Here is a 21,908-nt window from a genome sequence, read left to right on the forward strand (position 1 = left end):
ACAGCCGATGCGCGACGGCTTTCCTGCGGCACACCAACATTCTTGGAGATTACGATGGCTTTCTCGCTTCCCGGCGAGCGGTCAGTTGCGGCCGCTTTGCCCGCCCGTCCATTCGCCGCGCTTGTGCGCTGGGTCGCCGAAGCGAAGGCGGCACGTGCCCGACGGGTTGCGCTCAAGGCCCTGCTGGAGCTAGACCATGCCCGCCTTCATGATCTGGGCATTTCGCGGGACGATATCGCCACAGCACTCGCCACCAGGAGCCGCGCCGCTTCTGTGGTGCTGAACAGCGCGCGGGCCCGCAACGCCCGGCTCTGAGTCCAAATCCCTTTGCGCCGGCTAATCCTAGCCGGTGCCACCGTGTTGGCTCGAACAATCATTCGATCGTTCGTGCCATCTCCCGGACCGGTTTTGCCGCCGGTCTTGTTTCCTGATGACTTGCCGGACGGTGCCTCGCACTTGTCCGGCTTTTTTGTTGAATCAGACGGATGGCTGGAAAGACACGCCGATATCGGTCGCGGTGCGGCGCTGCACGACGCAATCAAATTTCTGCCCATCGCTCATCACCAGCTGGAAAGCGTCGGGTATGCCAACAACACTGGTCACGCGCAGCAAGGCGCCCGCCGTCGACATATTGCGCACGGTGCAATCGATCACCGAGAATCCGTCATTGATAGCGATCTTGCCGCCCTTGAGCGTGCGGTGGCGGATCGTGGCGCGTCGTTCTTCCTGCGTCATGTTCCCTCTCGCTTAGGGGAGCTGTGCAAAGCCGTCCTTGAAACCATTGAGGGAAACGGGAATGCCGATTCCTTCTTCCGGTGTTTTGAATACCACAAAGATCGCGTTCGTTCCGTTGCTCAGCGTATCGATCAAGCTCTCGTCGAGCACAACTTCCGCTACGCAGCCATTGGGTAGGCAGCGCACAAAAGCAACGCGCCCCATGTCCTGGCCATCAACATTGAGGCCAAGCCCGTTGGGCAGCAGCACGCCGAGCGGCGCCAGAACGCGCAGCAGGCGCGCCTCGCGGTCGGCGGTCCGAAGCACAATTACCGACAGCCCCACATTGGGTTGATCCTCGGCCATAACGTTCTGGATAATGGCGCATTGCTCGGTGCTGGCGCCGGGCGGGGTGTCGCAGCTCATCTGCCAGTCACCGAACTCGGCCCGTACGCTGCCCTGCGCAAAACTCGCATTTCCCGCGGCAGCCATGGCGGCAATGGCAAGGCCCAAGACGGCCAGATGGCGCTTCACAATCCGCTTCACTCTATCACTTCTCCTGCAGAATCGCGCTGCCGCGCCGAGTTCTGTTTGTTTCTGACAGGCTCATCCACCTGTCAATCACAAGCGCCAAACCCCAGCGATACAGCGGCAGAACTGCGGCAAGGGTGAGGCCGGGGCGGCGCGGAAGGCGGGACATTGCGACACAGGTTGCAATGGCTTGCAGCAATAGACTCAGCCTTTGCGATGTGATTTAGGTCGCAGCAAGAGTTTATCGCTCCGAGGTTGAGTCGGGGCGGCGTTCGCTATGCCGCTATAAAGCCCCTCAATCCCGGTGCAGGATGCACCTAATGATGTTTATACGAGGGATGATGGTGAGCGGGCACTTGGTAAAAAAGATGGGCGCCCTGGCGGCTGCCGCGCTGGCAATGGCCCCCGTCGCGGCTAGCGCGCAGGATGATTCAATTCATTTTTCCGAACCTGGGCAGTATCACCTGCAGCACTCCGTGACGCCGCTCATGGACTCCATCGTGGCCTTCCACGATGGCCTCTTGATGTGGACCATTTCATTTATCGTGGCGCTGGTTCTGGTGTTGTTGCTCTGGATCGTGTGGCGCTTCAACGCCAAGCGGAACCCGGTGCCGGCAGGTTTCACCCACAACACACTGGTGGAAGTTATCTGGACCGTATTGCCGGTGGTGATCCTGATCATCATCGCCATTCCCTCTTTTGGCGTCCTGAGCGATCAGCTGATTACCCCTGATGGCGAGCGCAAATATCTGGGCTCCAACATCTTCTCGTTTGGTGAAGTGGACGTTCCCGCTGCCGAGATGACCGTCAAGGTGACGGGCCAGCAGTGGTACTGGGATTATGAATATGTGGATCAGGGCCTGACCTTCACCTCGGTGATGCTCCAGGAAGGCGATCGCGAAGCCACCAAGCCGAACCAGCCGCGTCTCCTGGCCGTGGACAACGAGCTTGTCGTGCCCGTCGACACCACTGTGCGCCTGCAGATCACTGCCGACCCTACTGGCGTCATCCATGCTTTTGCGGTGCCATCCTTTGGCGTGTTGATGGACGCCATTCCGGGTCGGCTCAACGAAACCTGGTTCAACGCGCGCGAAACCGGCATTTTCTATGGCCAGTGCCGCGAGCTGTGCGGCAAGGACCATGCCTATATGCCGATCGCCATCCGGGTGGTCAGCAAGGAAGATTTTGCGGCCTTCATGGCAGCGTATGAAGGTGGCGACTATACTGCCGCCAATGCCACGCTCGCGGCCGTGCAGTAAGCGCGTCGCAGGGGATAGTATGATATGACTGATACAGTGAACCTCGAAGCCCACGCCACCGGCCACGACGCGGCTTCCCATCACCACGAGCCGACCGGCTGGCGCCGTTGGGTTTATTCGACCAACCACAAAGACATTGGCGTGATGTATCTCATCTTCGCCATTTTCACCGGCATCATCGGTGGCCTGCTGTCCGGCGTCATGCGTCTGGAACTGCAGGAGCCTGGCATCCAGATTTTCCACGGCCTTGCCAGCATGGTTTACGGCCTTGGCGCTCCGGAAAACGGGATCGACGCGGGCAAGCACATGTACAATGTGTTTACCACTGCCCACGCCCTGATCATGGTGTTCTTCGTGGTCATGCCCGCGACCATGGGTGGTTTTGCCAATTATTTCGCGCCGTTGATGATCGGCGCTCCCGATACCGCTTTCCCCCGCATCAACAACATCGCCTTCTGGCTTCTGCCGCCGGCGTTCCTGTTGCTGCTGATGTCGCTGTTCTTCCCCGGTGGCGGCGGTGCCAATGAGCTGGGTGCAGGCACAGGCTGGACGGTTTACCCGCCGCTCTCGACGGCTAACCATCCTGGGCCGGCGATGGATTTCGTGATCCTTTCGCTGCACGTGGCGGGTATCTCGTCCATCCTGGGTGCGATCAATCTGATCACCACCATCTTCAACATGCGTGCGCCGGGCATGACCCTGCACAAGATGCCGCTGTTTGCGTGGTCCATCCTGGTCACCGCGTTCCTGCTGCTGCTGGCCTTGCCAGTGCTGGCTGGCGCGATCACCATGCTGCTGACCGACCGCAATTTCGACACGGCGTTCTTCCGGCCCGACCAGGGCGGCGACCCGGTCCTGTTCCAGCACCTGTTCTGGTTCTTCGGCCACCCCGAAGTGTACATCATGATCCTGCCCGGCTTCGGCATGGTCAGCCACATCGTCTCCACCTTCAGCCGCAAGCCGATCTTCGGCTACATGGCTATGGCCTATGCCATGGTGGCGATCGGCTTCGTGGGCTTCGTTGTGTGGGCGCACCACATGTATACAACGGGCCTGAGCCTTGACGTGCAGCGCTACTTCGTGGCGGCCACCATGGTCATCGCGGTGCCCACGGGCGTGAAGATCTTCTCCTGGATCGCCACCATGTGGGGCGGCTCCATCAGCTTCAAGACGCCCATGCTCTGGGCCATTGGTTTCATTTTCCTGTTCACCGTTGGCGGTGTCACGGGTGTGGTGCTGGCCAATGCTGCGGCTGACCGCGTCCTGCACGATACCTATTATGTGGTGGCACACTTCCACTACGTGCTCTCGCTTGGTGCCGTCTTCTCGATCTTTGCGGGCTGGTATTATTGGTATCCCAAGATGTTCGGCTGGATGTATTCCGAATTCCTGGGCAAGCTGCACTTCTGGGTCATGTTCATCGGCGTGAACCTGATCTTCTTCCCGCAGCACTTCCTGGGCCTTGCTGGCATGCCGCGCCGCTACATCGACTACCCCGATGTGTTCGGCTTCTGGAACCGCATCTCCTCGATCGGCTACTACATCACCTTCGTGGCCATGATCATCTTCTTCTACGCCATGTGGGAAGCTGCCCGGAAAAAGCGTCCGGCCGGTGACAATCCATGGGGTGCAGGTGCAACGACCCTGGAATGGACGCTGAGCTCGCCTCCGCCGTTCCACCAGTTCACCACCTTGCCCCGGATCGACTCGACCAACGCACACTAAACTTCAACAAACTCGGGGCCGCGTTCGCGCGGTCCCCTACTACAGCAAGGCAATCCAGTGGCATTCCTCGACGACAGCAGAAGCACGGGACATTTGACGGGCGAAGCGCGCGTCGAGGACTACCTCGCGCTGCTCAAGCCCAGCGTCATGCAATTGGTTGTCTTCACCGCCATTGTCGGCCTTGTGGTGGCACCAGGTGTGATCAACCCGATCGTCGCCATCATCGCCGTGCTCTGCATTGCCATTGGAGCAGGGGGCTCGGCGGCCCTTAACATGTGGTATGACAGCGACATCGACGCCGTCATGAGCCGCACGCTCAATCGTCCTATTCCGGCCGGCCGCATGACGCCAGAACAGGCGCTGATCTTTGGCATGGTGCTGTCGCTTTTTTCAGTCGCGCTGCTTGGCCTGGCCACAAATTGGGTCGCAGCGGGGCTGCTGGCCTTCACCATCTTCTTTTATGCCGTCATCTACACCATATGGCTCAAGCGCCGCACGCCGCAGAACATTGTTATCGGTGGTGCTGCGGGCGCTTTTCCCCCTATGGTCGGATGGGCAGCCGTCACGGGCACGGTCTCGATCGAGAGCGTGGTCCTGTTCCTCATCATCTTCCTGTGGACCCCGCCCCATTTCTGGGCGCTGGCGCTCTACAAGCAAAGCGACTACGGCGCCGCAGGTGTGCCGATGATGCCCAATGTGGCGGGGAACGCGTCTACCAAGCGGCAGATCTTTGGCTATACGCTTGTGCTGGCTGCCTCGGCGATGCTGCCAACCTGGCTTGGCTTTGCCGGGCCGATCTATACGGCCGTAGCTGTGGTCACGGGGCTGTCTTTCGTGCTGCTGGCCTGGCGCCTGCTGCGCACGGGTGAAGATGTTGCGATGCGTAGATCAGCGCGAACCCTGTTCAACTATTCGCTGAGCTACCTTTTCATCGTTTTCTTCGCCTTCATGACGGACAATCTGTTGGCGCGTTTCGGAGGCGTTTTCGCATGAGCGCGCCTGATGAAATCCGCCATGTCGAGCCTGAATCGGCCGAGCAGGCTGCCGCTCGCTCCCGGGTTCGCCGCCGCCGCTCGATTGCCCTTGCGATCGCGCTGGCCCTGTTTGCGTTGACATTCTACGCCCTTACCATCGTCAAGATGGGGCCGGCGCTGTTTGATCGGGCAATCTGATGGTCGACATCAGTCAGAATTCAGCGACTACCACCCTAGCGCGCCGCAACAAGCGCGTGGCGCTGATGGCCGCAGCCACGGTTGCCGGCATGGTAGGCTTGGCCTACGCCTCAGTGCCGCTCTATCAATTGTTTTGCCAGGTCACCGGCTATGGCGGCACGACACAAGTCGCGTCTGAAAGCCCCAAGGGCGCCATCGCGCGCGAAATGACCGTGCGCTTCGACTCCAACGTCGCCCACGACCTCAACTGGACCGTTTCTCCGGCCAGCTCGATTACGGACTCGATCGGCCTAGTCAACACGGTTAATTATGTGGCGACCAACCATTCCGATCGCCCGATCACAGGAACGGCCACGTTCAACGTGTCGCCCGAGCGTGCCGGCATTTACTTCAACAAGATCGAGTGTTTCTGCTTCACCGAGCAAACGCTGCAGCCCGGTGAAACCGTTGAGATGCCGATTGTGTTCTTTGTTGATCCAGAGCTCGACGAGAACCGCGAGCTCCATACCATCAAAGAGATCACCCTCTCTTATACCTTCTACGCTTCAGACAACGGGGGAAGCTGACCTTGGCCGACTTAGTGAAAAACCACGACTACCACATGGTCGAACCCAGCCCATGGCCCGCCGTGATGTCGGCGGCTGTGTTTGTTCTGGCCGTGGGCGGTGTTGCTTGGATGCGCGATTGGACCCCATGGATCTTCTTCGTGGGTCTCGTAGGCGTTCTTTACACCATGTATGCCTGGTGGAGCGACGTGGTGCGCGAAGCCAATGGCGGCTACCACACACCCGTGGTGCAGCTGCACCACCGTTACGGCATGATGCTGTTCATCGCTTCTGAAGTGATGGTGTTTTTTGCCTTCTTCTGGGCTTATTTCGACGGCTTCTTCCGAGTCGATGACATTGAGCAGTATGCCCGCGTAGGCTTCACGGGTGGTCATTGGCCGCCGGCCGGGATCGAACTGTTCGACCCATTCCACCTGCCGCTCTTCAACACGCTTCTGCTGCTGACCTCGGGCACCACCGTGACATGGGCGCACCACGCGCTGCTGGAAGGCGATCGCGACGGACTTAAATGGGGCCTGTGGCTCACCGTTCTGCTCGGTGTGATCTTCACCGGCGTTCAGGCTCTGGAATATTCCGAGGCCGGTTTCAGCTTCGGCCAGAACATCTACGGCGCCACCTTCTTCATGGCGACGGGCCTGCACGGTTTCCACGTCCTGATCGGCACCATTTTCCTGGCCGTGTGCCTGGTCCGTGCCTATCGCGGCGACTTCACGCCGGAGCGTCACCTGGGCTTTGAATTCGCGGCCTGGTACTGGCACTTCGTGGACGTGGTCTGGCTCTTCCTGTTTGCCTCTATCTATATCTGGGGCAGCTGGGGCGTCCCGATCAGCCACTGATCGATCCAGATGGTAAAAAAATGGGGCGCAGCCGGAGGGTTGCGCCCCAATCCTTTGTAGATAGCCTTTGCTCACCGCTTTGGTTCACATTGTTCACCTTGCGCCTACAAGGAACATCCATGGATAGCCCAGCACGCCACCGCATCATGACGGTTACTTTTGCGGTGCTCATGCTTGTATTGGCTGCGGTATGCGTCTGGCTGGGCACCTGGCAGATGCAGCGCCTGGGCGAAAAGGATGCCCTGGTGGCGCTTGTCGGGGAGCGCCTAAACGCTGCTCCCGTGCCAGCGCCACCGGCTGCCCAATGGCCGAGCCTTGACGTCCAAGCCCTCAACTATCAGCCCGTCTCCCTGACCGGGGCCTTCCGCTACAACCAGACGGTGACGGTATTCACCAATCTCAGCAACGCACGGGGACCTGCTTCTGGCCCCGGCTATTGGGTGGTGACGCCCTTTGTGCTTGCCGATGGCGGGACGGTCTTCGTCAATCGCGGTTTTGTTCCGGAAGAATTCCAGGAAGCGGCCGTGACGGACTCCGAAGGCGATGAATCGCAGGTCACCATCTCCGGTCTCCTGCGTCCTTCCGAGCCTGCGGGCTTCATGACGCCCGAAGCGGACAGTTCCAACCGCATTGAATGGGTGCGCGATACCGGCCGGCTTGCTGCCATGGTTGATCCGGCACTAGCGCCCATCGCGCCTTTTTATATCGACCTGGGCGCAGGCGTGTCGGGTGAGCTGCCGCAAGGTGGCGAAACTATCGTGGATTTCTCCAACAACCATCTGGGCTATGCCTATACCTGGTACGGCTTTGCGATCGTGGCTGTTGTCATGCTCGGCTTCTGGCTCTGGCGCCAGCGGCAGCCACGCAAGCTCTGACCGGCAAAAACTTGCGGTCGCTTCCGGGTTTTTATAGGTTGCAGCAATTCTGAAAGGGCCTTCCCCCCGAATGCAATTCATATCAACGCGTGGCCAGGCCCCGGCGCTCGGCTTTTCCGACGCGGTCTTGGCCGGTCTGGCATCCGACGGTGGCCTTTATGTTCCGCAAAGCTGGCCCCAGCTCAGCCATGCTGAAATAGCCGCTTTCGCCGGCAAGACCTATTCCGAAGTCGCCTTTGACATCATCAGCCGCTTTGTCGGCGATGAAATACCGGCAACAACGCTCAAGACCATTATCGAGGAAAGCTACGCCGTTTTCCGCCACCCATCGGTGACGCCGCTAGTCGAGCTCGAGCCCAACCATTTCATTCTCGAGCTGTTTCATGGTCCCACCCTCGCGTTCAAGGACGTGGCCATGCAGTTCCTGAGCCGGATCATGGATCATATCCTGCTTGAGCGTGGCCTCAAGGCGACCATTGTTGGTGCGACTTCTGGCGACACAGGCTCGGCAGCCATCGAAGCATTCCGTGGTCGCGACACCACAGATATTTTCATTCTTCATCCCCAAGGCCGCACCTCGCCCGTGCAGCGCCTGCAGATGACGACCGTACTGGATGCCAATGTCCATAATCTGGCGCTTGAGGGGACGTTTGACGATTGCCAAAACATCGTCAAGGCGATGTTCAACAACCATCGCTTCCGCGATCGCGTTCGGCTTTCCGGTGTGAACTCCATCAACTGGGGCCGCATCGTTGCGCAGATTGTTTATTACTTCACCGCCGCATCGTCCCTGGGAAGCCCGCATCGCCCGGTGAGCTTCACCGTTCCAACCGGCAATTTCGGGGATGTCTTCGCCGGCTATTGCGCCAAGGCCATGGGCCTGCCGATCGAAAAGCTGGTGATCGCCACCAATTCAAACGACATTCTAGCGCGGACCCTTGAGACTGGGCGCTACGAGATGGATGGCGTCGTGCCCACCATCAGTCCTTCCATGGATATCCAGATCTCCTCCAATTTCGAGCGGCTGCTGTTTGAAAGCGCAGGGCGCGATGCTGGTGCCGTGGTGCGCATGATGGACGGGCTCAAGCAGTCGGGCGGCTTTGCCTTGCCCGAGAATGCCCTCGCCGCCATCCGCCAGAACTTCGCTGCTGCGCGCACCAGCGAAGCGGAAACGCGCGCTACCATTTCCATGACCCACCAGGCCGCCGGCTATCTGCTGGATCCCCACACGGCCGTGGCGGTCAACGTCGCCCGCCACCAGCCTCACGGCACGACGCCCATGATCACCTTGGCGACTGCCCACCCCGCAAAGTTCCCCGCGTCCGTCCGTGAGGCGGCCGGTATAGAACCCGCGCTGCCGACCTGGCTGGCAGATCTTTATTCGCGCGAGGAGCGCCTGAGCGTGCTTGCCAACGACCAGCACCTTGTTGAAGAATTCATTTCAGCGCGGACGCGCGCTGCTTGAATCACAAGAGGACCATGCGGTTTTAGCCCCGCTAGGCCCGAGGAGAACTGCGTGAGCGTACAATCTACGACCCTGGACAATGGCATGGTGGTCCTGTCCGACGACATGCCACACCTGGAAAGTGCTTCCCTGGGTGTCTGGGTCAAGGCAGGAGCCCGTTCCGAGCGCAAGGCCGAACATGGCATCTCCCATCTGCTCGAGCATATGGCATTCAAGGGAACTACGTCGCGCAATGCGCTCGAAATCGCTGAAGCGATTGAAAATGTGGGTGGCGATCTCAATGCCGCAACCTCCATCGAGCACACCGGCTATTTCGCCAGAGTCCTCAAGGAAGATGTGGTGCTCGCCGCCGATATCCTCAGCGACATCTTGCAGAATTCGCTCTTCGATAATGATGAGCTGACGCGTGAAAAGCAGGTGATCGTCCAGGAGATCGGCGCTGCCCGCGACAACCCGGACGATTACGTGTTCGATCTGTTCCAAGCGGCGGCCTTTCCCACCCAGCCCATCGGGCGCACCATCCTGGGCACCGTGGACTCGGTCCGCGACTTCAACCCCGACATGATCCGCAAATACATGAACCGGAATTATGTCGGCGATCACATGGTTATGGCCGCGGCCGGCAATGTCGACCATGATGGGCTTGTGGAAGTCGCCCGCACGCGCTTTGCCGACCTCAAGCCCAATGGCGCACCAGCTCCGCAACGAGCAGAATACCAGGGCGGGGAGGAGCGTCTCCAGTCCGACCATGAACAGGCGCACATCGTCATTGGTTTTGAAGGCCGTGCCTATAATGCCGATGGTTTCTATGCAGCCCAGGTTCTCGCCTCCATTCTCGGTGGCGGCATGAGCTCGCGCCTGTTCCAGGAAGTGCGTGAGCGCCGCGGCCTCTGCTATTCCGTTTATTCCTTCCACTGGGCCTTTGCCGATAGTGGCGTATTCGGCGTTGCCGCGGCAACCGGTGAAGAAGAAGTCGCTGATCTCGTCCCGGTGGTTCTCGATGAACTCAAGCGCGCTACCCAGTCGATCACCGAAGAAGAGGTGATCCGCGTGCGCAACCAGATTCGCGCCGGGCTGCTGATGTCGCTGGAAAGCCCCTCGGCCCGTGCTGGCCAGCTTGCCCGCCAGCAGATCCTCTGGGGCAGGCCAATCCCCATGCAGGAAACGGTTGATCGCATCAACGCCATTACGGCCAAGCGCGTCCAGGACATAGCCGAACAGATTTTCACGCAAGGCTCACCAACCCTTGCTGGCATTGGGCCCATCGGCAATCTCGCCGACGTTGGCGCCATTGGCGATTATCTGAAAAGCTGACATGGCCGTGCAATGGCCCTGGTCGTCGGCGACCCCCTTGATCGCCCTTCGGGGCAAGCAATTGTTGCTGCGCCTGCCGCAAATGAGCGATTACGAGCCCTGGTACAAGCTGCGGCTCGACAGCCGCGAATTCCTAAAGCCCTTTGAGCCCCGCTGGAGCGAAGCCGATCTGAGTCGGCGCATCTTCGCAATGCGCGTCCGGCGGGCGCGCGAAGAGGCCGAAGCGGGCACGGACTATTCCTTTTTCGTCTTTGTCCTCAAGGGTCAGCAGGAGATCCTGGTAGGCGGGATAACCCTCTCCAATGTTCGGCGGCGGGCTGCCCAGTTTGTCAATCTGGGCTATTGGATGGGCCAGCCCTTTGCCGGCAAGGGGATCATGACCGAAGCCGTCGCCACCTGCCTGCCCTTTGTTTTCGACACGCTGGACCTTCACCGTATTCATGCGGCCTTCCTGCCCGGCAACATGGCGTCACGCCGCGTACTGGAAAAGAACGGCTTTGTGGAAGAAGGCTTTGCCGAGAAATACCTCCAGATCAACGGTCGCTGGGAAGACCATGTGCTGTTTGGCTTGACGCGAGAGCGCTACGAGAGCCGGCGCTATACGCAACGCTGAAGGTCCAACGACCCGCTGCAAAGTCGTTGCTTATTGGCAACACGCCGCTAACCTTGTCGTCGGGAATAATCCCCGCTACCAAGGCTTGCTCCCGCCTTGGAGCGCACCGTCCTTGCACCCAGTCGCAATCGCGATAAGTCCGGTCCGCTGCCACAATGAAGCCTACCGCAGGATATAATCGCCCCTGATGCGTCACCTCTATGCACTCGCGATGTGTTTTGCGTTCGCGCTGGCCGTCCTCGCACCCGCCTCGGCGTTCGAAGTCATTTCCGTCCCCGAGGACGTCAATGCTGTCAATCTGTCCGAGGTCATCGAGATCCAGCCAGGGCCGGAAGGGCGCATCCAGCTCTCCACTGCGCCTGGCGCGGATGGCATTATCCGGCGCATCGAGGTTTTGGCCTCCGAGCGCGGCACGACACCCAATTTCGCGCTGTTTGCCTTGCGCAACGAAAGCGACCAGCAGGTCGAGCGGCTCCTCGTCGCCCCATTCTTCCGGCTGCCCGGCTCAGGCATCTTCCAGCCCGATCTCGGCAATGATCGGCTGACCGCGCTCACGCCAAGCGCCGGCATTCGCCCGGTTCGCCTCACCGACAGCGAAGCCGATGTTTTCGAAGTGACGCTGGACCCCGGCGCTACCGTCACCTTTGTTGCCGAACTTACCTCCGGCGATCTGCCCGAGCTCTATCTGTGGCAGCCCAATGCCTATCGCGACTACGTCAACAGCTTCACCCTGTTCAGGGGCGTGGTGCTGGGCGTGGCGTCACTGGCGGCAATTTTCCTCACCATCATGTTCGTGGTGAAGGGCAGGGGGGTATTCCCCGCGACGGCCGCCTTTGCCTGGGCCGTGTTGATCTACCTGCTGATCGATTTTGGCGTGCTGGGCCGCCTCCTGGGCCTGCCCGCCAGCGGCATGCAGCCCCTGCGCGCTGCGGCCGAGGCTGGCCTTGCAACAACGCTGGCAGGTTTTTTGTTCATCTACCTCAATTTGCACCGCTGGCACTTGCGCTTCGTGCATCTGGCGCTGGGTCTTGCCGCGCTGTTCCTTGCCTTGTTCGCCTTTGCCTTCTTTCAGCCGGCGATTGCGGCGAGCATTGCGCGGTTGGTGCTGGCGCTGCTCGGTCTTTCCGGCTTCTTCCTGATCCTCCTTCTGGCCCTGCGCGGCTATGACCGCGCGGTGCTCCTAGTGCCCACCTGGATCATCTTCATCGCCTGGCTGTTCTATTCCTGGCTGGTTGTTTCGGGCCAGGTCTCCAATGACATAGCCCAGCCTGCCGTCGGGGGCGGGTTGGTGTTGATCGTCATGCTCCTGGGCTTTACGGCCGTGCAGCACGCCTTTTCCGAAGGGCAGGTGTCCATCGGCACGCTGTCCGAAGTGGAGCGGCGCGCGCTAGCACTCACCGGCTCTGGCGATTTCGTGTTCGACTGGAACATCGAGCGTGACCGCGTCTCGGTCAGCGATGAACTGGCAACCCGATTGGGCGAAAAGCGTGGCGCCCTGCGCGGCGCCATCAAGCGTTGGCTCGATCGCGTACACCCGGATGACCGTGACCGCTTCCGCACGGCCTTTGATACGTTGGTGGAACTGCGCCGCGGCAAAGTCTCCACCGACATGCGCATAGCCGGCCATGATGGCAGCTATCGCGCCTTCCGCATGCGGGTAAAGCCCGTGATCGGGGGCGACGGGCAGGTCAACCGCATTGTGGGCACCCTGCAGGACGTCACTGAAGACCGGGCCGCGCGCGAGCGACTCCTTCATGACGCTGTGCATGACAGCCTCACGGGCTTGCCCAATCGCATGCTGTTCCTGGATCGTCTGGAGCGCGCGCTGGTGCGCGCCCGCACACCGGGCGGCATCAAGCCGGCCGTGTTCCTGATCGACATCGACCGCTTCATGGAGCTCGAAGAGCGGATCGGGCACTCGGCGGCCGACTCGGTCCTGCTCGCCATCTCCCGCCGCATTTCGCGCGTGCTGCGCCCGCTCGATACTGTGGCGCGCGTTACCAGCGATCAGTTCGCGGTTATCTTGGCATCCGAGCAGGTGGCCGGCAAAATCGCCGAAACAGCCGAGCAGATTCGCAAGGCGCTGAAGGCCCCCTTCAATTTTGGCGACCGGGACCTCTCGCTCACGGCATCCATTGGCGTCACCATCTATGACAGCAATCCGGCTGAAGCTGCGGATGTGCTGCGCGACGCTGAACTTGCCATGTACTACGCCAAGCGCCTAGGCGGCGACCGCATCGAAGCCTATCGCGCCTCGGCCCGCTCCATTGCAGCCTACAATCGGGCGAGCGAAGAGGATCTGGAACGCGGCATGAAGCAGGGCGAATTGCATGTGCAGTTCCAGCCCATCATGGACATCCAGACCGGTCAGATGGCCGGCGCCGAGGCATTGATGCGCTGGCAGCACCCCACGCGCGGTGCCGTCAACCCCGATGAGTTCGTGGCCCTGGCAGAGCGCTCCGGCCAGATCGAGAAGCTCGGCCGCCTGTCCTTCGAGCAGGCTGCAGGGCAAGCCAAGGACTGGATGAACACGATCGGGTTGCCCGAAGATTTTTTTATCGCGGTCAACCTGTCGCCCAGCCAATTGGCGACCGAAACCCTGCTCAATGACATGCGCAATCTGGTAAGTCAGGACAAGGCGCTAGCCCAGCACCTAAAGCTCGAGATTACCGAATCGCAGGTGATGACCAATCCCGAGCATTCCGCCTATATGCTGCAGGCGCTCCGCGACCTTGGGCTGGGCTTGGCACTCGATGATTTCGGCACCGGCCATTCATCCCTGAGCTATCTGCACCGGTTCCCGTTTGACACGGTCAAGATCCCGCAGACCTTCGTGAAGATGGGTCAGGAGAACGGCATGGCTCACACCCAGGCCCCGATCATCCGCTCGATCGTGGCTCTCGCAACCGATCTTGATCTGATGGTGATTGCCGAGGGAGTGGAAACCCTGGACGAAATCGAGCGCCTGCGTCAGCTCAACTGCCGCTATGCCCAAGGCTTCGCCTTCGGCGCGGCCATGACGGGAATCGAATTCACCAAAAAGCTCAGTGCTCAGTTAGGGCGCTAGGCGTGGCCAACATCCGAGCTCAAGCTTGCCCGGGTGATGTGCAGGCTCGCCAAGGCCGCTTCATAACGTTGCTCAACCGGTGTCTCGAACACCAGTTCGCGCGAGAAGGGGGCCGTAAGCCAGCCATTGCGCGCGATCTCGTCTTCCAGCTGGCCCGGGCTCCAGCCGCAGCACCCCAATGCAAGCAAGGATGATTTGGGCGCAGGCCCGAAGGCCATGGCCTTGAGCACATCCAGCGTGGCCGTCAGGCAGACATCGTCGCCAACCCTGTAGCTGTTGCCGCTGACGTAGTCGGACGTATGGAGCACGAAACCGCGCCCTTTTTCCACCGGCCCACCACGCATGACCGTGCGCTCGCGAATTGAGTCGGGCAGGCGGATCACCGCGTCGGGGTCGCCCAGATCCAGCTCATCGAGAATATCGGCAAATCGCAGATCGGCGAGCTCCTGGTTAACGACGAGCCCCATGGCGCCTTCGCTACCATGGCCCACAACAAGAATAACGCTTTGTGCAAAGTTCTCATCCTGCATGTCGGGCATGGCGATGAGAAACTGTCCTTCAAGTGAGTTCATGGGCCCAATGTAAGACGAGCGTCCCAAGCTGCCAAGACCGCAGCAACGCAGGTGATGGCGGGTGGGATCACGAAGCGATGATAGCCTGTCAGCTATTTATTCACCCTGTCCTGCGTTAATGGCGAGCGCAATGCGCTGTTTACTGGCTTTGGCCATTCTGGCCCTTTTCACCGGCTCCGCCCGCGCGGGCGAAACACCGTGGCAGGAAATTGCCCCGGAGGTCGAGATGCGCCTGATCAGCACCGGCAAGATCAAGCCTGATGGCACGACGCTGATCGCGCTGGAAATCAACATGCCGGAAAACACCAAGACTTATTGGCGCATACCAGGCGACACGGGCTTTCCGGCCGAACTTGATTTTTCCAGCTCAACCGGGGTGGAGGACCATGCGGTCCATTGGCCCTTCCCCAAGCGTGACCAGACTGCCGATTATCTCGACTATGTCTATTATGGCCCGACGGTCCTTCCCGTGGAACTGCAACTTACCGGCGATGCGCCCGAGCTGAAGCTTCACTCCGTGCTCGGAGTATGCTCGGACATCTGCGTTCCCGCCCAGGCGAGCTTTTCCATGCCGCTGGCCAATAGCAAGCCCGATAGCGCCAATGGTTTGCGCATAAAACAGGCCATGGCGCTTGCGCCTATTGAATGGCCGCAGAGCGAGCAGGCTTTCGGCGACGTCATCTACGACGCGACGCAGGGTGAATTGCGTATCCCAGTCATGTCATCGGCGGTGGATTTGTCCTCCCTGATCGTCACCGCGCCCGATGGTTCACCGCATTACGGAACGCCGCAAAAAAGCCCCGAACCAAACCTAGTCGTCGTGCCGGTCTTGGATGGGGCAGACGAATTCAGCACGAACGCGCAATCTGTTCAGCTGACATTCATGACTGATGAGGGATCATTCGAAACGACCCGCACCATAGAATTTGGGGCAGCTGGGCTATAGGGACGGCAACCACCGGCCTTGCTCTTGTGTGCCAAGGAACGGGCTGGGCGGCACAATGCCGTCGCATATCGAGTAAACGGGGTAAATCAACACCATGATTCAGAGCGGCCAGGCGATACCATCGGTCAAGACGCAGCTTATCAACGCCGATGGCACCATGGAGACAACCAGCGATGCCGTGCTGGGCTCGGGCTTGGTCGTATTTTTTTCAGTGCCTGGCGCCTTTACGCCCACGTGCCACCTTAATCACCTGCCGAGCTTTGTCGCTAATGCAGCCAAGCTCCGCGCCGCAGGCGTAGACCGCATCGTCTGCGCCGCCGTCAACGACAAGCATGTGGTGAAAACCTGGGCCGAGGCCTCCGGCGCCTTGGGCGAGATCGATTTCCTGGCCGATGGAAATGCAGAACTGGCCGATGCATTGGGGTTGGCCAAGGACATGTCCGCCAGTGGCATGGGCCGCCGGTTTACCCGCTCGGCAGCCCTGATCCGCGACGGCATCATGCAGCAGATCTTCCTTGAGGATGCTCCGGGCGTCACCGCCACGGGGGCTCCTGCCATCTTGATGGCTCTCGAAACCGCCAAAGCTTAGTTCCGCGTCAGGACCCTGCAATGACCAATATCGCTTCACATGCCGTACGTATCCTGACCCTGGGTTGCGGTGCCGCTCTTTTGGCCGGCTGTTCCATGGGCGGCCTGATGGGCGGGGGCAATTCCGCCCAGACCCAAAACCTTCAGAATGCCACGCCATCACCGGCCGCTGTGGCGCAGGCACAAACCAGCGCCTTGCCGGCCATCGCAACCCAATGCCCACCCATCAAGGTGCGTCCGGGCAGCGAGGCCATGTTCTATTATGGCAGTGGCCGCACGGGCGACGCAAGGGCCCTCCAGTACCAGGGCGTGATCGACGAAACTTCGCGCAATTGCGTGGTGTCCAACGGGCTGATCACTGTCAACATGGGGGTGGTCGGCCGCGTGCTCCTCGGACCTCAAGGCAATCAGAGCTCGGTCAACGCACCGGTGCGCTTCGCCGTCGAGCGCGACGGCCAGGCGATCTTCTCGGAAAAATACACCATTCCCGTAGCCATAGCTGCACCCGCCCGCTCGGCCGAGTTCGTCAAGGTCATCGAAAACGTTCAGGTGCCTTATCTTGGCGGCGAGGACATCACGATCTGGGTGGGCTTCGACACAAGAGGGTAGGAGAAGCGCGGACTGGGAGGCACCCTCTCACCCACCCACTATGTCACCCCGGGCTCGGCCCGGGGCCCATCTTGATATCTCAGGACCGATCCCGGCTCGAGGCCGCGAGGACCTCGAGTATGTAGAGTCGACGGTCCCGGAGCCTACTCCGCAGCCTTGAGCGCTTCTACCGGCCGCTCCCACCGCAACACCGGCGACCGTGCGGCCCGTGTCTCATCCAGGCGGCGCCGGGGCGCCTTCACCGGAGCCGATGTAAACCGCTCCTTATTCCCCGCCTTTGCATCAGCCGCGAGCTCTTCCATCACATCGCAGAAGCGGTCCAGCGTCTGCTTGCTTTCGCTTTCGGTCGGCTCGATCAGCATTGCGCCATGCACCACCAGCGGAAAGTACATGGTCATGGGGTGGAAACCTTCATCGATCAGCGCCTTGGCGAAGTCGAGCGTTGTGACACCCGTGCCTTGGAGGAAACTGTCGTCGAACAGCGCCTCGTGCATGGTCGGATAATCACCGAACGGCACCGAGAAGGCGTGGGCGAGCCGCGCCTTGATGTAGTTGGCGTTGAGCACCGCATCCTGCGCCGCCTGCGCTAGCCCATCGCCGCCATGGCTCAGCATATAGGTAAGGGCCCGCACATACATGCCCATCTGCCCATGGAAAGCCGTTACGCGACCAAGAGCACTGCCTTCCGCATGCTCTACCAGCTCCAGCCCATTCTCGCCTTTGCGCACGAAGGGTACCGGCGCGAACGGCGCCAAGGCTTCCGACAGCACAACCGGACCCGCACCCGGCCCGCCGCCACCATGGGGCGTCGAGAAGGTCTTATGCAAGTTAATGTGCATGGCGTCGATGCCCAGATCGCCCGGCCGCACCACGCCCATGATGGCGTTGAAATTGGCGCCATCGCAGTAAAAGAACGCGCCAGCCGCATGAACGGCTTCGGCAATCTCGATCACCTGCGGTTCGAAGAGGCCGCAGGTATTGGGGTTAGTCAGCATTATCGCCGCAACGTCGGGTGACAGAGCATCCTTGACCGCCTGCACATCCACGGTGCCATCAGCCCGTGCCGGAATGGGCTTCACCAAATAGCCCAAGAACGCTGCCGTCGCGGGGTTCGTGCCGTGGGCGCTCTCGGGCACCAGGACAATTCGACGATGGCTCTGGCCAGCCGCTTCCTGCGCAGCCTTGATCGCCATCATGCCCAATAGCTCGCCATGCGCACCTGCCTTGGGCGTGAGCGCCACAGCGGCCGTGTTGGTCAGCGTCATCAGCCAGTGCGACAGCTCCTCCATCAGCTCCAACGCGCCCTGGACGGTCGAAACCGGCTGCAGCGGATGGATGTCGCTGAAACCCGGCAAGCGGGCCATCTTCTCGTTAAGGCGCGGATTGTGCTTCATCGTGCACGATCCCAGGGGATACATGCCGCTGTCGATGGAATGGTTGAGCCGTGACAGCCGCACATAGTGGCGCATGGCTTCGGGCTCGGTAAGCCCCGCCAGATCAAGCGCGCTCTTGCGCTCGAACCCGCCGAGCCGGTCTAGTGAAATCTCCACCTCGGGCAGATCGACGCCCGAATGCTCGATATCCCCGATCTCGAACAGCAACGGCTCGTTGGGTAGCAGGGCCGAGCCCGAGCTTGCCGCATAGCTGGAGGTGCCGGTGCCGGTCGGGCGTCCCTGATTGTTCATGCTCATTGCAGTTCCTCCGCAAGCGCGGCGCACAAGGTGGCGATATCGCCGTCGGTGGTGAGTTCGGTGGCGGCCAGAACGATCAGATTGGCAATCGAAGCGTCGTCTGGCTCCAGCCGGCTCACGGGCACACCCGCAAGAATGCCCCGAGCCGCCAGCCGCTCCACCAGCTCTGCCGCGGGCTGGCGCGTGCGAATGGTCATTTCGTTGAAGAAGCTCTTGTTGAGCACTTCGACTCCTTGGACGCCCGCCAGTGCATCTGCCAGTTTGCAGGCATTGGCGTGGTTGAGCCGCGCCAGCCGCTTGAAACCGGCTTCGCCAAGCAGGGCCATATGGATGGAGAAGGCGAGGGCGCAGAGGCCCGAATTGGTGCAGATATTGCTGGTCGCCTTTTCGCGGCGAATGTGCTGCTCGCGCGTCGACAGCGTCAGCACGAAGCCGCGCTGCCCTTCGGTATCCACAGTCTCCCCGCATAGCCGCCCCGGCATTTGCCGGATGAACTCCTTGCGCGTCGCCATCAGCCCCAGATAGGGCCCGCCGAAATTGAGGGCATTGCCGATCGACTGGCCTTCCGCAACAACGATATCGGCCCCCAGCGCACCCGGCGCCTCTAGCAGTCCCAGCGATACCACTTCGGTAATGACCACGATGAGCAGCGCACCCTTGGCATGGGCTGCATCAGCCGCCGTCTTGATGTTGCGCAGATGGCCGTAGAAATCAGGCGTCTGCACCACGATGGCGGCGGTCTGCTCGTCGATGTGATCGAGGATGTCGCCTTGGCCTTCTGGCGAGGCCGAGAGGCATTCGAGGTCCGCATCGTCCTTGAGATAGGCCTTCACCACGTCGCGGTAATGCGGGTGCAATCCGCCGGACAGAACGATCTTGTTGCGCTTGGTCAGCCGCCGCGCCATCAGCACGGCTTCGGCCGTCCCCGTGGAGCCGTCGTACAGCGAGGCGTTCGCCACATCCATGCCGGTGATCTTGGCCACCTGCGTCTGGAATTCGAATAGCATCTGCAGCGTGCCCTGGGAAATTTCGGGCTGGTAGGGGGTATAGGCGGTCAAAAATTCCGAGCGCTGGATGAGGTGATCAACGGTCGCCGGCACATGATGGCGATAGGCGCCAGCACCAACAAAAAATGGACCGTCGGCACCGGCATGGTTCTTGGCTGCCAGCGCTTTCATATGCGCTTCGACCATAAATTCGGGGCTGTGGGCGGGCAGGCCCAGATCGAAGCTCTTGAGCGCACGCGATGGGACGGCGCTAAACAAGGCATCGATGTCGACCGCGCCGATGATGCCCAGCATTTCGGCGCGTTCGGCTTCGGAGTGGGGGAGATAGCGCATGAAAATTGGCCTGGTTGGAGGTCTTAAAGCGTCAGCTCGGCATAGGCGTCGGAATCGAGCAGGCCCTCGATTTCGCCGGCATCAGCGATCTCAATCTTGTAGATCCAGCCACCCGCTTCGGGGTCCGAATTGATCAGGCCCGGCTCGCCGCTCAACGCTGAATTGACTTCTGTGACGGTGCCTGAAACTGGGGCGTAGATTTCCGAGGCGGCCTTCACCGACTCCACCACAGCGGCCTCGTCGCCCTTTTTGAGCACCTTGCCGATCTCAGGCAGTTCCACAAAGACGATGTCGCCCAATGCCTCCTGAGCATAGGGTGTAATGCCCACAACGCCTGTGAAGCCTTCGACGCGGATATATTCGTGGTCCGGAGTGAATTTGGTGGTCATGGGGAAGCTCTCAACTGACTAGGGGCTTGCGGAGATAGCGATGGGGCACAAAGGGTGTCTGGACGATTTCGGCGGCTTGCGTGCGATTGCGCACGACAACCTGTAGCTTCGTGCCCGGAGTGGAATGCGAGGGCGGCACGAATCCAAGCGCGATAGCCTTGCCAAGAGAGGGCGCGAAACCGCCGCTGGTGATGACGCCAATTGTGGCTCCTGTTTGATCGAGGATCTCGGCGCCTTCACGAGCCGGAGCCCCTTCAACGATGAGGCCCACGCGCACGCGAGCGAGATGGCCGCTGCGCTCCGCGAGAATGCGCTCTGCACCAGGAAAGTCACCAGCTTCGCGTCGTCGCTTGGACACGGCAAAGCCCAGCCCGGCCTCGATGGGGGAGACTGTCTCGTCGAGATCATGCCCATAAAGGGGCAAGCCGGCCTCAAGGCGCAAACTATCGCGGGCGCCAAGGCCAACCGGCTTTACCCGATCGTCCTCGAGCAGGGCGTCCCATAGTACCGGGCCCGCATCGGCCTTGGCGAGGATCTCGAAGCCGTCTTCCCCTGTGTAACCAGAGCGGGAGATCACAAGCCGGTTGCCGTCCCATTCAAAGGAGCCATATTGCATGAAGCCCAGTTCGGCCGCGGCAGGCAGCACATGGGCCATGACATTGACCGCCTCGGGACCCTGCAACGCCAGGAGCGCCCCGTCGTCGGCCCGCTGCAGCCTGGCCCGGTTCCCCGCAGCCGCTGCGATCACGCCGAAGTCGTTTTCCTTGGTCCCGGCATTGACCACGATATAGAGCGAGCCGGGATGAAGCGGCGAGCGACCAACCATGAGATCATCAATGGTGCCGCCTTGCTTGTTGAGCAGCAGCGTATAGCGCATCTGTCCGGGTTTGAGCCCTGCAATGTCACCACACACCAGCGGCTCGAGAATGGCCGCGATTGCCGCATGATCGGCTTCTGCGTCGCCGCTGGGATCAGCGAGGGTCAGAAAGCTCGGCCCCATATGGGACACATCAAACAGGCCTGCCTGCTCGCGCGTCCATTTATGCTCGGCCATGATACCGGCTGAGTATTGTACCGGCAGGCTATAGCCGCCAAAGGGCACCATGCGGCCATTGGCATCCAAATGGCGCTGGTAAAGCGGCGTCGTCTTGAGGTCTTGGTCGGAGGCTCGGGCCATCAACACTTCCCGGATAAAGAACACGGCGGCACGGGGACACATCGCCTTTTCGGCGTTTGTCCGTACCCCCTCTGTCCTTGACCTGAGAGATTTCCCAGCTGAGCGCTGGTTGCTCCTTCGGTGGGACCCTTGCGAGGTCCGCTTTCCAGAGTTGTTGACCCGACTGCGGTCCTTTGGCCTGAGAGTTTCCGGGGCGGTTGCTCCTTCGGCGCCGGAGAAATCCGTCTCTCCCGCAGTCGCAGGCAACATGCTGGAGTTTTAGGTGGGCGTCAACGCCCCTACGCACCACCGTTCGCGAATTTGCACGATCCCGCCAACGGCATAGGTGGCACCTCTTCCTTGACAGGGGAGGGCGGCAGGGGGTGTGGAGAGCCTGGATTTGCGACGGATCAGCCACACTAGTGATCTTCCACAAAAGGATGGTGCAACCAGTGCACTGACAACGAAAAAGGCGGACCC

General features: G+C 60.8%; 22 protein-coding genes and 1 riboswitch. Of the genes, 15 read left to right on the forward strand and 7 right to left on the reverse strand.

Features of this window, described 5'->3' with window-relative positions:
- Positions 1-54: 54 nt before the first annotated feature.
- Positions 55-315, forward strand: coding sequence for a YjiS-like domain-containing protein (locus DDE77_RS01220; protein ID WP_157959592.1), 261 nt, complete (start codon positions 55-57; stop codon positions 313-315).
- A 162-nt stretch (positions 316-477) separates the two neighbouring features.
- Here the strand turns inward: DDE77_RS01220 and DDE77_RS01225 are convergent, their stop codons facing one another.
- Together DDE77_RS01225 and DDE77_RS01230 are read right to left on the reverse strand one after the other, a co-directional pair.
- Positions 478-735 carry a pilus assembly protein PilZ gene (locus DDE77_RS01225; RefSeq protein ID WP_108395605.1) on the reverse strand — a complete coding sequence of 86 codons (258 nt, stop codon included), beginning with the start codon at positions 733-735 and terminating at the stop codon, positions 478-480.
- 12 nt (positions 736-747) lie between these two features.
- Positions 748-1,206 carry an invasion associated locus B family protein gene (locus DDE77_RS01230; protein ID WP_108395870.1) on the reverse strand — a complete coding sequence of 153 codons (459 nt, stop codon included), beginning with the start codon at positions 1,204-1,206 and terminating at the stop codon, positions 748-750.
- A 359-nt stretch (positions 1,207-1,565) separates the two neighbouring features.
- Here DDE77_RS01230 and coxB point away from each other — a divergent pair, with 359 nt between their 5' ends.
- From coxB to DDE77_RS01285, 11 genes are all read left to right on the forward strand, one after another.
- Positions 1,566-2,504 carry a cytochrome c oxidase subunit II gene (gene coxB, locus DDE77_RS01235; RefSeq protein ID WP_245895043.1) on the forward strand — a complete coding sequence of 313 codons (939 nt, stop codon included), beginning with the start codon at positions 1,566-1,568 and terminating at the stop codon, positions 2,502-2,504.
- Between the two features lie 24 nt (positions 2,505-2,528).
- Positions 2,529-4,229 (forward strand): cytochrome c oxidase subunit I, encoded by a 1,701-nt coding sequence (gene ctaD, locus DDE77_RS01240; RefSeq protein ID WP_108395606.1) that lies wholly within the window; start codon positions 2,529-2,531, stop codon positions 4,227-4,229.
- A 57-nt stretch (positions 4,230-4,286) separates the two neighbouring features.
- Positions 4,287-5,222 (forward strand): heme o synthase, encoded by a 936-nt coding sequence (locus tag DDE77_RS01245; protein ID WP_108395607.1) that lies wholly within the window; start codon positions 4,287-4,289, stop codon positions 5,220-5,222.
- Positions 5,219-5,401 (forward strand): hypothetical protein, encoded by a 183-nt coding sequence (locus DDE77_RS01250; protein ID WP_108395608.1) that lies wholly within the window; start codon positions 5,219-5,221, stop codon positions 5,399-5,401. The genes DDE77_RS01245 and DDE77_RS01250 overlap by 4 nt, the downstream gene beginning before the upstream one ends.
- Positions 5,401-5,967: a cytochrome c oxidase assembly protein gene (locus tag DDE77_RS01255; protein ID WP_108395609.1), complete on the forward strand. Its 567-nt coding sequence runs from the start codon at positions 5,401-5,403 to the stop codon at positions 5,965-5,967. Before DDE77_RS01250 ends, DDE77_RS01255 begins: the two co-directional genes overlap by 1 nt.
- Positions 5,968-6,002: 35 nt before the next feature.
- The gene (locus DDE77_RS01260; protein WP_108395610.1) at positions 6,003-6,803 is read left to right on the forward strand and encodes a cytochrome c oxidase subunit 3; all 801 of its coding nucleotides are present in this window, start codon (positions 6,003-6,005) and stop codon (positions 6,801-6,803) included.
- A 119-nt stretch (positions 6,804-6,922) separates the two neighbouring features.
- The gene (locus DDE77_RS01265; protein WP_157959593.1) at positions 6,923-7,678 is read left to right on the forward strand and encodes an SURF1 family protein; all 756 of its coding nucleotides are present in this window, start codon (positions 6,923-6,925) and stop codon (positions 7,676-7,678) included.
- A 70-nt stretch (positions 7,679-7,748) separates the two neighbouring features.
- The gene (gene thrC, locus DDE77_RS01270) at positions 7,749-9,143 is read left to right on the forward strand and encodes a threonine synthase (RefSeq protein WP_108395612.1); all 1,395 of its coding nucleotides are present in this window, start codon (positions 7,749-7,751) and stop codon (positions 9,141-9,143) included.
- Between the two features lie 51 nt (positions 9,144-9,194).
- Positions 9,195-10,457 carry a M16 family metallopeptidase gene (locus DDE77_RS01275; RefSeq protein WP_108395613.1) on the forward strand — a complete coding sequence of 421 codons (1,263 nt, stop codon included), beginning with the start codon at positions 9,195-9,197 and terminating at the stop codon, positions 10,455-10,457.
- 37 nt (positions 10,458-10,494) lie between these two features.
- Complete coding sequence (locus DDE77_RS01280; protein ID WP_245895044.1) at positions 10,495-11,070, forward strand: GNAT family N-acetyltransferase; 576 nt, start codon at positions 10,495-10,497, stop codon at positions 11,068-11,070.
- 187 nt (positions 11,071-11,257) lie between these two features.
- Positions 11,258-14,137, forward strand: a complete 2,880-nt coding sequence (locus tag DDE77_RS01285) for an EAL domain-containing protein (RefSeq protein WP_108395615.1) — start codon at positions 11,258-11,260, stop codon at positions 14,135-14,137.
- On the opposite strand, the gene DDE77_RS01290 is transcribed toward DDE77_RS01285, so the two are convergent.
- Entirely contained in the window at positions 14,134-14,709 is a 576-nt protein-coding gene (locus DDE77_RS01290; protein WP_108395616.1) for a YqgE/AlgH family protein, read from the reverse strand. The two genes, DDE77_RS01285 and DDE77_RS01290, sit on opposite strands and share 4 nt — an antisense overlap.
- 130 nt (positions 14,710-14,839) lie before the next feature.
- Between DDE77_RS01290 and DDE77_RS01295 the strand changes: the two genes are divergently transcribed.
- The 3 genes from DDE77_RS01295 (at position 14,840) to DDE77_RS01305 (ending at position 16,852) form a co-directional block, all read left to right on the forward strand.
- Positions 14,840-15,655 carry a protein-disulfide reductase DsbD domain-containing protein gene (locus DDE77_RS01295; RefSeq protein ID WP_157959594.1) on the forward strand — a complete coding sequence of 272 codons (816 nt, stop codon included), beginning with the start codon at positions 14,840-14,842 and terminating at the stop codon, positions 15,653-15,655.
- Positions 15,656-15,749: 94 nt separating this feature from the next.
- Positions 15,750-16,244, forward strand: a complete 495-nt coding sequence (locus tag DDE77_RS01300) for a peroxiredoxin family protein (protein WP_108395618.1) — start codon at positions 15,750-15,752, stop codon at positions 16,242-16,244.
- A gap of 20 nt (positions 16,245-16,264) precedes the next feature.
- Complete coding sequence (locus DDE77_RS01305; protein WP_108395619.1) at positions 16,265-16,852, forward strand: hypothetical protein; 588 nt, start codon at positions 16,265-16,267, stop codon at positions 16,850-16,852.
- Positions 16,853-16,995: 143 nt separating this feature from the next.
- On the opposite strand, the gene gcvPB is transcribed toward DDE77_RS01305, so the two are convergent.
- Genes gcvPB through gcvT form a run of 4 tightly spaced genes read right to left on the reverse strand, consistent with a single transcriptional unit; the run spans position 16,996 to position 21,449 of the window.
- Positions 16,996-18,543, reverse strand: coding sequence for an aminomethyl-transferring glycine dehydrogenase subunit GcvPB (gcvPB, locus tag DDE77_RS01310; RefSeq protein WP_108395620.1), 1,548 nt, complete (start codon positions 18,541-18,543; stop codon positions 16,996-16,998).
- A complete protein-coding gene (gene gcvPA, locus DDE77_RS01315; protein ID WP_108395621.1) occupies positions 18,540-19,883 on the reverse strand; it encodes an aminomethyl-transferring glycine dehydrogenase subunit GcvPA in 1,344 nt (447 codons plus the stop codon). The genes gcvPB and gcvPA overlap by 4 nt, the downstream gene beginning before the upstream one ends.
- Before the next feature lie 23 nt (positions 19,884-19,906).
- Positions 19,907-20,272, reverse strand: a complete 366-nt coding sequence (gene gcvH, locus DDE77_RS01320) for a glycine cleavage system protein GcvH (RefSeq protein ID WP_108395622.1) — start codon at positions 20,270-20,272, stop codon at positions 19,907-19,909.
- A gap of 10 nt (positions 20,273-20,282) precedes the next feature.
- Complete coding sequence (gene gcvT, locus DDE77_RS01325; protein ID WP_108395623.1) at positions 20,283-21,449, reverse strand: glycine cleavage system aminomethyltransferase GcvT; 1,167 nt, start codon at positions 21,447-21,449, stop codon at positions 20,283-20,285.
- Between the two features lie 61 nt (positions 21,450-21,510).
- A riboswitch (glycine riboswitch) is annotated at positions 21,511-21,608 on the reverse strand.
- Positions 21,609-21,908: the final 300 nt, after the last annotated feature.

The sequence above is a fragment of the Devosia submarina genome, from assembly GCF_003056345.1.
GTDB classification, from domain to species: domain Bacteria; phylum Pseudomonadota; class Alphaproteobacteria; order Rhizobiales; family Devosiaceae; genus Devosia; species Devosia submarina.

Bases quoted from the DNA above. Each gene is read 5' to 3' on its own strand.
- DDE77_RS01220 (WP_157959592.1), top strand. From the start codon at position 55: ATGGCTTTCTCGCTTCCCGGCGAGCGGTCAGTTGCGGCCGCTTTGCCC.
- DDE77_RS01225 (WP_108395605.1), bottom strand. From the start codon at position 735: ATGACGCAGGAAGAACGACGCGCCACGATCCGCCACCGCACGCTCAAG.
- DDE77_RS01230 (WP_108395870.1), bottom strand. From the start codon at position 1,206: ATGGCTGCCGCGGGAAATGCGAGTTTTGCGCAGGGCAGCGTACGGGCC.
- coxB (WP_245895043.1), top strand. From the start codon at position 1,566: ATGATGTTTATACGAGGGATGATGGTGAGCGGGCACTTGGTAAAAAAG.
- ctaD (WP_108395606.1), top strand. From the start codon at position 2,529: ATGACTGATACAGTGAACCTCGAAGCCCACGCCACCGGCCACGACGCG.
- DDE77_RS01250 (WP_108395608.1), top strand. From the start codon at position 5,219: ATGAGCGCGCCTGATGAAATCCGCCATGTCGAGCCTGAATCGGCCGAG.
- DDE77_RS01255 (WP_108395609.1), top strand. From the start codon at position 5,401: ATGGTCGACATCAGTCAGAATTCAGCGACTACCACCCTAGCGCGCCGC.
- DDE77_RS01260 (WP_108395610.1), top strand. From the start codon at position 6,003: ATGGTCGAACCCAGCCCATGGCCCGCCGTGATGTCGGCGGCTGTGTTT.
- DDE77_RS01265 (WP_157959593.1), top strand. From the start codon at position 6,923: ATGGATAGCCCAGCACGCCACCGCATCATGACGGTTACTTTTGCGGTG.
- thrC (WP_108395612.1), top strand. From the start codon at position 7,749: ATGCAATTCATATCAACGCGTGGCCAGGCCCCGGCGCTCGGCTTTTCC.
- DDE77_RS01285 (WP_108395615.1), top strand. From the start codon at position 11,258: ATGCGTCACCTCTATGCACTCGCGATGTGTTTTGCGTTCGCGCTGGCC.
- DDE77_RS01290 (WP_108395616.1), bottom strand. From the start codon at position 14,709: ATGAACTCACTTGAAGGACAGTTTCTCATCGCCATGCCCGACATGCAG.
- DDE77_RS01295 (WP_157959594.1), top strand. From the start codon at position 14,840: ATGCGCTGTTTACTGGCTTTGGCCATTCTGGCCCTTTTCACCGGCTCC.
- DDE77_RS01300 (WP_108395618.1), top strand. From the start codon at position 15,750: ATGATTCAGAGCGGCCAGGCGATACCATCGGTCAAGACGCAGCTTATC.
- DDE77_RS01305 (WP_108395619.1), top strand. From the start codon at position 16,265: ATGACCAATATCGCTTCACATGCCGTACGTATCCTGACCCTGGGTTGC.
- gcvPB (WP_108395620.1), bottom strand. From the start codon at position 18,543: ATGAGCATGAACAATCAGGGACGCCCGACCGGCACCGGCACCTCCAGC.
- gcvPA (WP_108395621.1), bottom strand. From the start codon at position 19,883: ATGCGCTATCTCCCCCACTCCGAAGCCGAACGCGCCGAAATGCTGGGC.
- gcvH (WP_108395622.1), bottom strand. From the start codon at position 20,272: ATGACCACCAAATTCACTCCGGACCACGAATATATCCGCGTCGAAGGC.
- gcvT (WP_108395623.1), bottom strand. From the start codon at position 21,449: ATGGCCCGAGCCTCCGACCAAGACCTCAAGACGACGCCGCTTTACCAG.